The 14,763-nt window shown below is 48.8% G+C and carries 11 protein-coding genes; all 11 read right to left on the bottom strand.

Annotated elements, in window-relative coordinates:
- Window positions 1-13: 13 nt before the first annotated feature.
- The 11 genes from RQP50_RS13330 to RQP50_RS13380 all read right to left on the bottom strand — a co-directional run bounded on the left by RQP50_RS13330 (window position 14) and on the right by RQP50_RS13380 (window position 14,723).
- Window positions 14-1,900: a peptidoglycan D,D-transpeptidase FtsI family protein gene (locus RQP50_RS13330; protein ID WP_315745723.1), complete on the bottom strand. Its 1,887-nt coding sequence runs from the start codon at window positions 1,898-1,900 to the stop codon at window positions 14-16.
- 138 nt (window positions 1,901-2,038) lie between these two features.
- Complete coding sequence (locus RQP50_RS13335) at window positions 2,039-3,379, bottom strand: peptidase U32 family protein (protein WP_315745724.1); 1,341 nt, start codon at window positions 3,377-3,379, stop codon at window positions 2,039-2,041.
- 17 nt (window positions 3,380-3,396) lie between these two features.
- Window positions 3,397-4,332 (bottom strand): peptidase U32 family protein, encoded by a 936-nt coding sequence (locus tag RQP50_RS13340; RefSeq protein ID WP_315745725.1) that lies wholly within the window; start codon window positions 4,330-4,332, stop codon window positions 3,397-3,399.
- 17 nt (window positions 4,333-4,349) lie between these two features.
- Entirely contained in the window at window positions 4,350-5,411 is a 1,062-nt protein-coding gene (gene mltG / locus RQP50_RS13345; RefSeq protein WP_315745726.1) for an endolytic transglycosylase MltG, read from the bottom strand.
- Window positions 5,412-5,508: 97 nt separating this feature from the next.
- On the bottom strand, window positions 5,509-5,808 hold the full coding sequence (locus RQP50_RS13350; RefSeq protein ID WP_065292202.1) for a DUF1292 domain-containing protein: 300 nt from the start codon (window positions 5,806-5,808) through the stop codon (window positions 5,509-5,511).
- Entirely contained in the window at window positions 5,805-6,104 is a 300-nt protein-coding gene (locus RQP50_RS13355; protein WP_021257000.1) for a DUF1292 domain-containing protein, read from the bottom strand. The genes RQP50_RS13350 and RQP50_RS13355 overlap by 4 nt, the downstream gene beginning before the upstream one ends.
- A 9-nt stretch (window positions 6,105-6,113) precedes the next feature.
- Window positions 6,114-6,530, bottom strand: coding sequence for a Holliday junction resolvase RuvX (gene ruvX, locus RQP50_RS13360; protein ID WP_021257001.1), 417 nt, complete (start codon window positions 6,528-6,530; stop codon window positions 6,114-6,116).
- Window positions 6,531-6,597: 67 nt separating this feature from the next.
- The gene (locus RQP50_RS13365) at window positions 6,598-6,858 is read right to left on the bottom strand and encodes an IreB family regulatory phosphoprotein (RefSeq protein WP_005547503.1); all 261 of its coding nucleotides are present in this window, start codon (window positions 6,856-6,858) and stop codon (window positions 6,598-6,600) included.
- A 156-nt stretch (window positions 6,859-7,014) separates the two neighbouring features.
- Window positions 7,015-9,651 carry an alanine--tRNA ligase gene (gene alaS, locus RQP50_RS13370; protein ID WP_315745727.1) on the bottom strand — a complete coding sequence of 879 codons (2,637 nt, stop codon included), beginning with the start codon at window positions 9,649-9,651 and terminating at the stop codon, window positions 7,015-7,017.
- Between the two features lie 441 nt (window positions 9,652-10,092).
- Window positions 10,093-13,437 carry a SwmB domain-containing protein gene (locus RQP50_RS13375; RefSeq protein WP_315745728.1) on the bottom strand — a complete coding sequence of 1,115 codons (3,345 nt, stop codon included), beginning with the start codon at window positions 13,435-13,437 and terminating at the stop codon, window positions 10,093-10,095.
- 221 nt (window positions 13,438-13,658) lie between these two features.
- A complete protein-coding gene (locus tag RQP50_RS13380; RefSeq protein ID WP_315745729.1) occupies window positions 13,659-14,723 on the bottom strand; it encodes an AI-2E family transporter in 1,065 nt (354 codons plus the stop codon).
- Window positions 14,724-14,763: the final 40 nt, after the last annotated feature.

A 14,763-nucleotide genomic window follows, 5' to 3' on the forward strand; every position in this document is an offset into this window, starting at 1 on the left:
TGAGATTGGCCTGCTATTTATGTGGAGGCTGTGCAGCCAGCACATCCATTACAGCTCGGAATACCTCTGTTGCCTTATGCGAAGTGCCAGATTGGTCATCTTCGCTGACGACACTCACTGCATACTTTGGCTTCTCAACTGGGCCGTACCCTACAAACCATGTATGTACGTTAGCCGTCCCAAATGCCTCAGCTTGGGCAGTACCACTCTTGCCTGCAACGTTCCAGGAAGCCTGTTTGAGCGATTGCCCCGTACCGTACTGGACGACATCCACCATCATTTTCATTACGTTACGGGCTGTCTCCAGCTTCATCACTCGCTCCTTTTTGACTTGTACAGGGAATCGAACGATCGGCATCCCTGTGGCATACTGCACTTCCTGAATCAATCGTGGTGATCCGAAGTTTCCATTCTGAAGCAGCGTTACGACGAAGTTGGCTGCAGCCAAAGGTGTCAATCGAACATTCCGCTGCCCGATACCAGATTGAGCTCGTTCTCCGCCCGACACATTCCCCGGCTGTACATTGTCAGGAAATATTCGACTTCCTTCCTCTCCTTCGAAGTGCCGCAAACTCCGGTGGCCCATCCCATCATCCGAAACCATACCAACAAGCCCGCTTAGCCCCATTGTCTTGGCATAGTTCAATAGCTGCTGCCCTGTCAATCGTTCTCCCAACTCAGCAAACACTTCATTGCATGACTCTGCCAATGCCTCACGCAATGTCAACGTACCATGCCCTTCTGGAAGCCAGCACGCTAAACCGTACTTCCCATAATGCCCATCGCAGGAAAAGCGTTCATTCAGTTGCGTCAGTCCCGCTTCCATTGCGGCAGCCGCAATGAACAGCTTATAGACAGACCCCGGCTGGAGGGCCTTGGTTGCCCGATTGTTCCACGCTGCCTTCTCCGGCTCAATATGATAAGGATCTGCGGCAGGGCGAGACACCATCGCCACCACATCCCTTGTTGCTGCATCAAGGACGACTACCGATCCCTTCTCAATATGATACCGATCAAGTACTTGCTCAATAGCGGCTTCGATTGTCTGATCCGTTGTCGTAATAAGCCTTAATGGATAATATGGATTATCAGGACGCCGTAAGCGCACATCGAGTCCATGCAGCGGCAGTTGACTTGCATCTGTATAATGGACGACTGTCGTGGCGCCCAATCCCTTGAGCAATGGTTCAAACGTTCGTTCCAAACCCGATACACCAACAATACTTGAATTAGCATTGTTGCCACTCTTCTTGAAATACTCATTGTTCGATGTATCCGTCATATCCGCAATAGCCCCTACCCATTGCGGAGTATGCTGACGAAGCGGATATCGAACTGTATATGGAAGTACTCGAATCCCTTCCCAATCAGATAATTGAACTCGATCGGCCTGCTCCGCACTCAGCTCGAAGGGCAATTTTTTATCCTTCTCATTCGGCCAAATGTAAGGTTCGACAAGCTCCTCCCATCGACGCCGGACTTCTTGTTCTGACTCGTGCAGCCAGAGCGCCATGCTCCGAACTGCATCCGTACGAATAGCATTTTTATTCACTGGGAAGAGGACAAGGGCCTTCACGACCTGACCCGTATACGGGCGCCCAGCCCGATCTACGATCGAGCCGCGTCCATCATCCAGCACTACACCACGTGCCCGTTGAATGACGGTGCGCTGCAGAACAGTATGGACTCCATCATCCACCTTGCTGTGCACGAACAACAGCTGGAGCCAGCCTAATCTAACAATATAGATTCCGATCATTACGGTAATGGCACATGCGAGCAGAACAAGCCGATTGTACATGAGCTTCTGCCGCTTCGAACGTTGGCGCGACAACACTTCATCCACCTCCTTATCCACAAACGAAGTCCGTTTCTCCTTATCAGTACCATTACTGCCCACTTCTCCTTATACATAACCACAAGCGCTAGTTCATGCGCCAATCTATCCTTTTGATCACACCTACTTGGCATTATTTCTGCACAAAAAAAGCCCCTACCATTCCGGTAAGGGCTCACTTTTTCCGTTATTCTAAATCACTTACGCTTTGGCATTCTTCTTACGCATCATATCGAAATACGTAACCGGCTGATCGACCTTCATACGCACAAGTTGCAGCGGATGGCGAGCTGCATCCAGCTCATTGCCTTCTGTATCCCACAGCTTCTCTACCTTCTGCTTGAAGAACCTATTGTTCGGGCCGAAGAACTCAACCTCAGCTCCAACCTTGAAGTGATTGCGCTGTTGAACCGTCGCGATGCCTGTCTCAGCGTCGTAGTCCATAACCAATCCAGCGAAATCATAAGGTGCCGGCTTGTCTTCCGGCTCGTAAATATGATCCTCATGATCCGGCTCTTCGTAGAAGAAGCCTGTATTGACAGGACGGTTAGCCGCCTTATAAATCTCGTCCAGCCATTCCTGCTTCAGCTCATAATTGTCCGGATCGGCCATATATGCATCAATGACTTTCCGATACACATTAACGACCGTAGCCACATAGTGAATCGACTTCATCCGGCCTTCAATCTTGAAGCTGTCCACCCCAACATCGATCAGATCCGGCAGATGCTCGATCATGCATAAGTCCTTCGCACTCATGGCGAACGCATTGTCATTCTCATCGAACAACGCCTTTTGATTGACGCCTAGACGGAACTGCTCCAATACAGACGAACCAGATGCTTCCTGTTCGCTGATCATATCCATTGCATCTGCACGGTCATCCTCGAACAGATCGTATTTCCAGCGGCATGATTGACAGCAGCCGCCACGATTAGAATCGCGGTCTGTAAAGTGGTTGGACAACACACAGCGTCCAGAATAAGAAGAACACATCGCACCATGAATAAAGGCCTCAATTTCGATGTCGACGTGATTTTTCATCTCCTGAATTTCATCCATGCTCGTCTCCCGAGCTAAGACGACGCGAGGCATGCCTTCATCTTTCCAGTATTGAATCGTCTGCCAGTTCGCGATGGACTGCTGTGTACTTACATGAACCTCCAGCTTCGGCGCTACGCGCATCGCAGTATCAATAATGAATGGATCTGCAGCAATAATGGCACTAATGCCCGCATCCTCCAAGTTGCGAAGATACTCTTCTAGGCCTTCGATATCTTCATTATGTGCATAAATATTCGTCGCCACGAACACCTTCGCACCATATTTTTTAGCGAACTCCACACCTTCGCGCATTTCTTCAAAGCTGAAATTGTCCGCATTGGAACGCAGACCGTATTTTTGTCCGCCAATGTACACGGCATCCGCACCGTAATGAATAGCGAACTTCAACTTCTCCAAATTACCGGCGGGAGCAAGTAATTCCGGCTTATCCAAGCGATATCGCTTGCCGTTATATTTACGTTTCGTTTGTGTACTCATCGTTGTACGCCCCCTCCTTAATACATTTGTTCTTTATAGAAAAATCCGAATGAGAGCTCTCGCTCTGGATCTTGAACCGCACGAATGCGTTCCAGCCATTCTTCCTTCATGGAATACCCTTCAGGATCAGCAATATAGCTATCAATCGCTTCGCGATACACGCCAACAACGGTTTCATTATATGAAATCGACTTCAAAATTCCTTCGATCTTAAAGCTGTCAATGTGTGCATCGAGCAGCAACTTCAAATCTTCGATGAAGCACATATCGTCTGAGCTCATGATATGTGTTCCGTTCGCATCTTCATACATCGGGAACTTCTCATCCTGACGTTCTCGCTCTACGAGGAACAGCTTCTGCTCCATCCCTACCTCATATGTGCCTTCTTCTTTGCCAAGATGACGCATGTAATGGTGAACTAAATGGCGCTTGGAATGATAAATATTCGTCATACCATGGATTTGAACTTGAACCTCCATATCCGGAAGCTGCTGCTTCATCTCTACCACTTGCTCAAGGTTCAGCTCGCGGGCAGCAACGATACGGCTTGCGCCACGCTTCTGCCAGTACTGAGCTGTCCGGTAGTTCGTCGATGTCATCTCCGCATTCCACTGAAGACGAAGAGTTGGCGCTGCTGTTCGTGCAACCATAATTACAGCTGGATCGCCATAGGCAATCGCATCAACGCCCAGTTCCTCAAGTCGCTTCAAGTAAGTCGACAGATCTGTCAGATGCTCATTATGCATAATATTATTTACTGCAACATACAGTTTGGCGTTATGGCTGCGGACGATCGGCAGGCTTGCCTCGATATCTGCAATGGTCATTTCGCCTGGCATGCGCATGCTATATTTTTCTTCCCCGACGAGGACTGCATTCGCGCCTGCTTGAAGCAAGCGTTCCAATTCCTCAACACTGCCTGCGGTAACAAGCAATTCAGGTTGATAAGTCATGTTCATTTCACCGCTTTCTATTGTGCTGCCGTTTTCTTGCTCTGTTCGATATTACGCTGATGCTCTGGGAATGTCTTGGCGAACAGATGCGTGTGAGTGCCGTCTTTTTTCGTCACATAATACAAATATTCTGAAGCCTCCGGCTTCAATACTGCTTGAATGGAGGCCGTACTTGGACTGGAAATAGGCCCTGGCGGCAATTTATCTATTTTATACGTATTGTAAGGACTGTCGATTTCCAAGTCCTTATAATACAAACGTTCCTTCGGCTTGTCCAGTGCATATTGAACGGTGGCATCAATTTGCAGACGCATCCCCTTCGCAATTCGATTATCGATGACGCCCGCAATCAATGGACGCTCTTCACCCACAACCGCTTCTCGCTCAACAAGCGAAGCCAAGGTCAGCATATCGTGCAGCGTCAGACCACGTGTCTTCAAATCGGATTCCCAAGTTGGGGAAGCCTGCGACAATCGCTTCTCTGTCTCCAGCACCATCCGTGATATAATCTCTTCCTCAGAGCTCCCCTTCTTCAACTCATAGGTCTCAGGGAACAAGTATCCTTCAAGTCGATGCTTCAACTTGGCGTCAGTCGGAATATGCGCAGCGATCGGGGCCTGTCCCTTAAGCCAAGCCGTATCATTTGCCAGCTTCAAGAAGCGATTCTTATCCACAACGCCATCATTGCTTAGTTTGTCCGCAATTTGTTCTACGGTATAACCTTCTGGAATTGTGAAGCGAACCATTTCTTCCGGAACGACTTCCCCGCTGTTGAGCTTCGCGATAATGTCGTCATAGGTAACACCGGGACGGAACGTGTATTTCCCCGCTTGGAAGCGGCTTCCCTCCCCGTTCCATTTCAAATACACTTTAAAAATGAGTGCATTGCGAATAATTCCCTGCTCCTCCAGCTGTGATGCGATTGCTGCTGTTCCAGAGCCCTGTTGGATCGAAACGGGAATCTCCCGTTCTTCTTGCGCGAGCGGACGCATTCCGCTCCATATATAACCAACACCAGCGCCAGCTACGAGTAGAAGCACAAGGCTGATCGTGAGCAGCACCTTCGAGCCTTTCTTCATCCACACACTCTCCTACATGGAAAAAGAGCGGAAATCCGCCCTTTTTCCGTAAAATATCAGTTAGCCGATGCCATCCACCGACTCTACAAACGACAAATTAAAATTCGTCTCGGTACGTTAATTCATCATACAGCTCAGCTACTTCTTCCCACTCGTCATCATCTTCGATCGTTTCGAGCTCCCAGCCTTCTGCTTCGCTCCCGATAATGCGATACAGTTCCTGCTCCGGTTCTTGAGCACCTTCTGGAAGAAGTACTGCATACGCTCGATCATCAAGCCGGAATTCAGCGATTAACGATAGGACACGACTGTGACCGGCCTCATCCGTCATCTCAACGAATTGACCGAAGGCATTCTTTAGCTGTTCTGTCAATTGAAGTTCAAGTCGTTCGGTCACCCTTCATTCTCCTCATCCGCTGTAAATAACGTATTGAACGTTTCCTCGACAATATTCCATTCTTCTTCGTCCGTAATGGTAAACAGCTTCAAATCGTCATCCTCTTCTTCATAACGGAACGCATACACTTCATCCGCATCTTCATCATCAGAATCGACAGGTACGACCATCATATATTTTTTGTCCGTGCCATCTACATCGAACTTCATAATGACTTCGAATTCTTCCTCGTTGCCCTCGTCGTCCGGAATATAAATGATCTCCGGTTCTTCTTGCAAATGTTCATCTCGTGTCATAGTAACCCCTCACCTTCTTGATTGATAGTCAAGATATGTTTGTAATATAATGGTTGCCGCCATCTTATCGATGACTTGTCGACGCTTCTTGCGACTGACGTCAGCTTCCAGCAATGCGCGTTCTGCCGACACCGTACTCAAGCGTTCATCCCACAGGTGAACGGGCAATCCGAACGACTGCTTCAACTGTTCTGCAAATGACATGCTTAGCTCGCCCCGAGGTCCGACTGTGCCATTCATGTTCTTCGGCAGTCCAAGGACGAAGGCTTCCACGCCGTGCTCCTTCACAATGTCACCAAGTCGCTTCAGATCATTCTCTGGTTTGCGACGCTCAATGACTTCAAGTCCTTGTGCCGTCCAACCAAAAGCATCGCTTATCGCGACACCGATCCGTCGATCTCCGTAATCCAAGCCAAGAATCTTCATTCAGTCTCTCCCAGTATTCATCCAGTGATGCTTACTTCTCTATCCGTGCTGCATTCATCCTCGCGACTTATCGGTGATGATTCAAGTAGAAGCGAACTAATTCTTCAATCAGTTCGTCCCGCTCTTTCTTCCTCACGATACTTCGAGCATTGTTATGCCGCGGGATATAAGCGGGATCCCCGGATAGAAGATAACCAACGATTTGGTTAATAGGATTGTATTCCTTCTCGAGAAGCGCATCATAGACAGACAACAGGATATCTTCGTTGGAAGCTTGCTGTTCCTCCGCTTTTACATTGAACTTCATCGTCTTATCCATGGAATTCATCGCTAACACCTCGCTTTACTCTTATCATAACACATACCCGAACAAACTAGAAAATATTCCGATCCAAAGCTTGGCATTGTTCACAAATTTGACGACAATAACCTCCCTATGGAATCGGATCAGGGAGCCCCTATTGCAGGGCTCCCCTCTCTTATATTATACGCCAAGCTGCTTCCCAACAAGCTCATCCACGAGAGCCAATGCCTCTGGCAGCTTGGAAGCGTCTTTGCCTCCAGCTTGCGCCATATCAGGACGGCCGCCACCGCCACCGCCGCACACAGAAGCGAGCTCTTTAATCAACTTGCCGGCATGAAGCCCCTTCTTTACAAGCTCTGGAGCAACAGCAACAACGAAGTTCACTTTATCTTCATTTACTGCACCGAGTGCGATAATCGCTTCTGGAAGCTTCGCCTTCAGTTCGTCTGCCGTCGTACGAAGTGCATCCATACCGCCTGCATCGACTTGTGCAGCCAGCACTTGAACACCAGCAACTGTTCTAACTTGGTCTGTCAATTGTCCTGCTTCAATGCTGCTCAGCTTGCTCTTAAGCGATTCATTCTCGCGGGACAGCTCCTTCTCACGTGAGAACATAGCTTCAATACGCTTCGGTACATCCGCTACATTCGATTTAAGCAAGGAACCTGCTTGCTTCAACAGCTCCAATTGCGCCTCCATATACTGATACGCATGACGGCCCGTTACAGCCTCAATACGGCGTACACCAGAACCGATGCCGCTCTCGCTTACGATCTTGAAGAGACCGATTTCTGAGGTGCTGCTAACATGGCAGCCACCGCATAGCTCAATGCTGTAATCGCCAACTTGTACGACACGTACAACATCGCCGTACTTTTCGCCGAACAACGCCATTGCGCCCATTTCTTTGGCCTCATCAATCGATTTCGATTCGATAACAAGCTGTGTGCCTTTCCAGATTTGCTCGTTGACACGATGCTCGATGTCCACAAGCTCCTCTTCGCTAATGCTGCCCAAATGTGTGAAGTCGAAGCGAAGACGGTCAGGCTGCACGAGAGATCCTGCTTGGTTCGCATGCTCACCCAATACAATCTTGAGCGCCTTATGAAGCAAGTGTGTCGCAGTATGATTCTTAATAATATCCTCACGAATCGCGCGAGCTACTGCAGCTTGTACTTGCATGCCGACACGCAGTGTTCCTTCTTCCACGCGCACTACTGCGATATGCTGACCATGAGGAGCTTTCCATACATCTTCAACTGCTCCTTTGAATCCAGCTGCTGTAAGGACACCGCTGTCGCTTACTTGACCGCCGCTCTCCGCATAGAATGGCGTGCGATCAAGCACTACTTGGCAAGTCGATCCTACTTGTGCTTCTTCTGCCATTTCGTTATCCACGATCAGTGCCAGTACACTGGATTCAGTTACCAACTCATTATATCCAACGAACTCGCTTTTAGTCGTGTAATCAGCAAGTGGCCCGCCTTGTACCTTCATGCTTCCCGTATCTTGACGAGCTGCACGGGCACGATCACGCTGTTCTTGCATCGCCTGGTCGAAACCTTCACGATCAACCGTCAATCCATGTTCAGAAGCATAATCTTCTGTCAAATCGAATGGGAATCCATACGTGTCATACAATTTGAACGCTTCTTGTCCGCCAATTTGCGTGCGTCCTTCCTGCTTCGCAGCAGATGCCAAGCTTTCCAGAATCGCCAAGCCTTCTACAAGCGTCTCATGGAATCGCTCTTCCTCGTTTTTGATTACCTTCTCAATGAACTCGCGTTTTTCAACGATTTCGTTGTAATGTGAGCCCATTACTTCACATACCGTCTGTACCAGCTCTACCATGAATGGACGGTCGATACCGAGGATCTTGCCGTAACGGACTGCACGACGCAGCAAGCGGCGGATTACATAACCACGGCCTTCATTCGATGGCAGAACGCCATCGCCTACAGCGAATGTTACGGTACGAACATGATCTGCGATTACTTTCAAGGCAACGTCGAACTCTGGACGCTCATTATACTTCACGCCTGCAATGCGGCATGTTGCTTGAATGATCGGCTGGAACAAGTCTGTATCGAAGTTGGAGTCGACATCCTGCAAGATTGAAGCGAAGCGCTCCAAGCCGGCGCCTGTATCAATATTTTTGTTCGGAAGCGGCGTGTAGCTGCCGTCCTTGTTATGATTGTATTGTGAGAATACATTGTTCCATACTTCCAAGTAGCGCTCGTTCTCTCCGCTTGGATAGCATTCTGGATCCTCTTCCAATGTTCCGTACTTCTCTCCGCGATCGTAGAAGATCTCTGTACAAGGACCGCAAGGGCCTTCCCCGATATCCCAGAAGTTGTCGTCGCCTGTCTTCACAATGTGGTTAGCAGGAAGGCCGATCTTCTCATTCCACAGCTTGTACGCTTCTTCATCATCGTTATGGACAGTAACATAGAGACGATTCGGATCGAAGCCAATCCATTCTTTGCTTGTCAAGAACTCCCAAGACCATGTAATAGCTTCCTCTTTGAAATAATCGCCGATGGAGAAGTTCCCCAGCATTTCAAAGAACGTATGGTGACGGCGAGTCTTGCCGACATTCTCGATATCGTTCGTACGAATACATTTTTGCGAGTTTGCGATACGCGGGTTCTCAGGCTTCACGCGTCCGTCAAAATAAGGCTTGAGCGGTGCCATACCCGCATTAATCCAGAGCAAGGATGGGTCATTGTGTGGTACAAGCGATGCGCTTGGCTCAATGTGATGCCCTTTGCTTTCAAAGAATTTCAACCATTTTTCGCGAATTTCACTAGCTTTCATGAGTAAACGCCCCCAATAGTTTGTTATATAAAAATAAAAAAATCGCCCCTGAAAATCAGGGACGATTCATATATCGCGGTACCACCCTGGTTATCGCATACATCATCCCCCATTTTATCAAGCCTGCGTATCATGCAAGCAAGGGCAAGAAAAGCGTCTGCGATCGCCTCGACGTTGATAACGGGTACGTCCCGGTGAAGTTCCATTCACACTCAGAAATTAGCGTTCAGCTGTTCTTCAAGGTGAAGATTCTTGCAGCCAGCCGGCATATGCCGATCCGGAATCTTCTCTCTGTTCCTAGGGCTTCAGCTTACTCGTTTTCGTCTTCGTTTTGTTCCATATACCTATCCAATAATTTAGTATAAGCAGCAGGCAGACGGTTGTCAAACTTCTTTCGTTTGATCCCATCTGCCTGCTCAACGGATTTTCGCTGAAATGCGATTATCCTAAATATTCAATTTGCTCGAGCATGCGTTTCAGCATAACTGCTGCCTGCGCACGTGTCGCGGTAGCCTTAGGCTGGAATGTATTCGCGGTCATCCCTTGCACGATCCCTGCGGATACTGCCTTGCCTACGCCGTCGCGAGCGTAGCCGCTCACTTGTCCGCGATCATTGAACTTGTTGAGTGCGCTTGGGTTCGAAGCCACATTGCGTCCTGTATATTCCATAGCTCGAACGAGCATAATTGCCATTTGTTCACGGTTGATCGACTCGTTCGGACGGAACGTGCCATTTTCATAACCGCCAATAATTCCTGCCTTGGTCGCAGCCCCAATATAGGGAGCCATCATGCTGGTCTGATTCACATCACGATAAGCGGAAGCACCGGATGCATCAGCTTGAAGCCCCAGCGAGCGTGCCAGCAAAATCGCGAATTGCCCGCGCGTAATGTTGGCGTTTGGTGCAAATGCATTATTGCTGACACCCTCAATGATATACTTTGATGCCAATTCGCGGATGGCGTCTCGTCCCCAGTGGTCTTTAATGTCCGAGAAGTCCTTCGAGCGATCCATCATGGCAACGGAACGATTGCCCTTGAACTGGAAGGCGTATACCGCAACGCCTAGCTCCTGCTTCGTCACTGTAGGCACATATCCCGCCTTGTTCAGCACGGAATCATAACGAACGGCTGATGCATTACTACGCTGTATCAATTGTGCGTTGCGCACTTTATATTTCAAGTTAGCCTCAATTGTACGCGGCGTAGCGGAGCCAGCAAATGCCGACAAGCGGAATTCAATCGGGTTGACACGCACGCGTGCACCTGTATCGTTCAGGCTGCGCAGCAATGCATTGGAATCCGATCCCGACTGCGATTCTGCTTGAAGCAGCAGGTATGCCTGATTGTTTCCCCACTCGCGTTCAAGCGCACGGAAGTCCAGCTCACGAAGCGGTACCGACATCAATATATCGCCATAACGAATGGAGAAAATCGCGTCATTCGCCTTATTGTATACTTCATTCAATGTTTGCAATGGAACAGCAACCACTGCTCCGCGCTCGGATGTCGGCACATCAAATGCCAGATGATTACGCGTGCCGTTCTTGAGTACATATTCAAAAGATGATTTCAACTTTGTTGCCGGTATTGTATAACGCTTCGCAGTGCTTCCGCTCAAGGAACGATCAGAGCTTGTGTCCGCTGCCGAACTGGAGAGCAAATACCATCCATCGTCCAAGAACCAACGGAATGAAGCCGGCTGCAAATCTCCAGGGCGTGTCGTGGAGCCATCTGTTGTATTCGTAACGGTCGTAGATGCAAACGACTGCAGCGAATTCCCTGCCAAGTCCTTAACCGGATTTTTACCCTGCAAGTAAGCAACCGTTACCGCGCTGTATGCATTGACCGCTTCGTCCAGCGTCAAGGTGACTTCTTCGTTGCGTGTCGAAGCACGCTTTACCTTAATCACCCGATTGTCCGAGTGCACCACGAATTGGGACTCATCCGGCGAAGGCAACTCCTTCAAGCGCTCGGAGAAGACAAGTGTCATCGTGCTGCCTTTCACAGAAGCTGAACGCAAGGTTGGAGCCGTTCGATCAGAACCATTGTCCACCTTCTTCAAGGTAAATACAGATGCCTTGTTCCCGGCCAGATCCGAAATACGAGGCTCACCCGTACCTGGCACATAGGATACCGTGACATCATCACCATCGCTAACACCGGAGCTCAAAATCAGATTAACCCTATTATCTCGCACTTGAACGGAATCGACACTCCGGGATGAGCGATTGACATACACCGAGAAATGACCGCGCGGCGGTACTTTGCTCGTGTCTAATTGCTCATTATAAGTCAACGTCAGCAGGCTCCCGCTTACTTCTGCCCGTTGAAGCACTGGCGCCTTCGTATCCGCATCATTGCGCGCCAGCACATCTGTAAATGCTTCAAGCTTGTTGCCGCTCCGATCCGTCAACGGATATCGATCTGGCTTGTAACTTACTCGCACCGTTTGATTATCGCGGATTACATAAATAAGCGACAGCGTTACCTTCGAGCCGTCCACAGATATGCGGCTGACTGTCTTCTCGCTTCCATCCACGGTCACCTTGAATTGCTCATAAGCACGCGCCGACACTGTATCCAGCGGCTCCGACATATCCAACACTACCTTCATGCCTTGCGCATTGGCTGACTTCACAACAGGAGGCGTACGGTCAACCTCATTGCTTACTGATAATTTCTCGAATGCAGCAGCCGCATTGCCTGCCGTATCCTGAATAGACTTGCGGTCAGCACTAGGACGATAGGAAATGGAAATGCTCTGACCCGCAGAGACTCCATTCTCCAGGCTTACATCCACATAATCGCTGCCCATTGCTGTACCCGTTACACGGCGTGTGTCACCATTTACCCATACTTCAAAGCTTGCAGCTGGTGGAACCGAGGTCTTCTTCAATTCCTTATCGAACGTTAAGCGAATCGTGTCCACCTTGCTCAGCGCAGCGGACTTCAACGATGGAGCCGCTGTATCCGGATTGCCTGTTGTGAATTTCCATGTATTCAATCCAGCATAAGACTTCCCACTTGCATTGCGCAGAGAATCTGCCGCAATCTCAATCGTGTAATCCATATTGGGCTTCAATTGTTGAACGGGGTCAATCGTAATTGTATTTGTTCCGTCTCCCGTAACCCGGTTAGAGGACATCGGCAGCGCTTCGAGCACTTTGCCGTCCTTCGCCTGCTTCATAATGACGCTCCCGCCGGATTGCTTCCATACCTTCTCCTTGAAAGTCAACACAAGCTTGGAATCCACACGGACGTCCCGTTGCCCGATCGCTGGCGATACCGTATCCAACTGAGGCGCTCCAGTATCAGCTGCTGTCGTGAACGTCCATTCTGTAGGGTCATAAATACCCAGGAACTCAGAGCTGCCAGACTTGAACGTGCCGAAATCTGCTTGAACCCGATAGGAAGCCCCAGAATCCAACGGCTTGGATAGCGTAATCGTTGCTTTTTTCTTCGTATCATCGAGCCGAACTTGGCTGCTGTCTACTGCAACATCCTCTACCTTATCGCCATTTTTCTTTCTTACGGTGATGTTCCCGCTTCCTTTTTCCACTTCACTTGTAAACGTAAGAATAAGTTCAGTTCCGACATTGACATCCGTCGCTCCAGCAGCTGGAGACATGGATGCCACCTTAATTGTTTTCAAGCCCTCTATTTTGTCTTTCACTGAGTCTTTAAGCACTGTGCTTGAGTCTGTCTGCGGCAATGCCATTGCGGCATTCGCAGAAAGTTCCATCGCTAAAGCAATGGTGAGCAATATCGCAAGTGTTCGTTTCACGTAGAACTCTCCTCCCTTAATTTCCCTTTCGTTCCCCAGGACGCAGCTTCGCATAGTTTCACGAATAAAATATACGGCGTCCATCCTTCATTACCGCCGTATCCAATTCTTTAAACGCGCCGAACAACATATTTGTTGTTCATAATTGCGAAACTTTCTGAAAAATAGGTCTTAAGTAGGATGTTACGTTGCCGTGATTTCCCTTTACTACCGATAAATGCTCACACTGTCTTTCTTCGGATTTGATAGGCTACAATATGCTGACAGATTACTTTTACGACTGCAAAGAAAGGAACCGCAAGGATTAGCCCCACAACTCCAGCAATCTCCCCGCCCACAAGCAGGGCGAAAATGATCGTCAGCGGATGCATATGAAGCGTCTTGCCCACGATCTGTGGAGAAATAATATTCCCCTCTACAATTTGGCAGATGGTATTTACAACGATGACCAAAATAATCATTTTGAGCGATACCGTCGCTGCGAAGATAAGTGCGGGAGCAGCACCGAAGTATGGCCCGAGATAAGGAATAATATTGAACACGGCTACACATAACGCAAGCAGGAGCGCATAGGGCATGCCAATTATCCAATAGCCGATATATGCAAGCACACCGATAATAAGGCATACGAGAAATTGACCTCGGACGTAGCTTCCTAGTGCAGCATCAATTTCTCGGAATAGCATCACCGTATGCTTGCGATGCGAACGCGGCACATAAGCTATTACCGCCCTCTCGAATACGTCAAAATCTTTCAATATGTAGAAAATGAGGAATGGTACGATAAGCGCAATGAAGAGCAAATTAATGGCGGCCCCAATATTCTCCATAAAGTCCGATATCGCTTTGCCTATGCGCTCCTCTAGAGCATAAATGGAGTCATTTAATCCGGAACGTACAGAGGACGGCATCGTCTTGCTAACCCCGTCCATCATCTGTTCCGCCTTCGCATTTAGGTGGGGCATCTGATTGTTAAGCTCAGCAAGCTGCTTCACCAGCATGGGGATGATATTGACTAAAATCACGGTGACTACCGCAATAAACACTGCATAAATAAGCAGCACTGCCATCGTTCGCGGCACTTTCCGTTCATTGAGCAGGATTACGATCGGATTTAACACATAGGCAATGATCATGGCCACGAAGAAGGGGGCAAGCACGGCCTTGAGGAAGCCATATACATGCCCGATAAGAGGTTTCATCATAAATAGAAAATAGAGGATGATAAGACCAAGCAGACAATAGATTGCCATTATAAAAAGACGGTTCTTCCAAAAACGCTCCACTGTATTACACACTCCGTTCATGTACGCTTGTGATGTAGAA

Source organism: Paenibacillus suaedae, from assembly GCF_032337355.1.
Taxonomy (GTDB): Bacteria; Bacillota; Bacilli; order Paenibacillales; family Paenibacillaceae; genus Paenibacillus_B; species Paenibacillus_B suaedae.

Bases quoted from the DNA above. Each gene is read 5' to 3' on its own strand.
- ruvX (WP_021257001.1), bottom strand. From the start codon at position 6,530: ATGAAGATTCTTGGCTTGGATTACGGAGATCGACGGATCGGTGTCGCG.
- RQP50_RS13355 (WP_021257000.1), bottom strand. From the start codon at position 6,104: ATGACACGAGATGAACATTTGCAAGAAGAACCGGAGATCATTTATATT.
- RQP50_RS13335 (WP_315745724.1), bottom strand. From the start codon at position 3,379: ATGAGTACACAAACGAAACGTAAATATAACGGCAAGCGATATCGCTTG.
- mltG (WP_315745726.1), bottom strand. From the start codon at position 5,411: ATGAAGAAAGGCTCGAAGGTGCTGCTCACGATCAGCCTTGTGCTTCTA.
- RQP50_RS13365 (WP_005547503.1), bottom strand. From the start codon at position 6,858: ATGAATTCCATGGATAAGACGATGAAGTTCAATGTAAAAGCGGAGGAA.
- RQP50_RS13340 (WP_315745725.1), bottom strand. From the start codon at position 4,332: ATGACTTATCAACCTGAATTGCTTGTTACCGCAGGCAGTGTTGAGGAA.
- alaS (WP_315745727.1), bottom strand. From the start codon at position 9,651: ATGAAAGCTAGTGAAATTCGCGAAAAATGGTTGAAATTCTTTGAAAGC.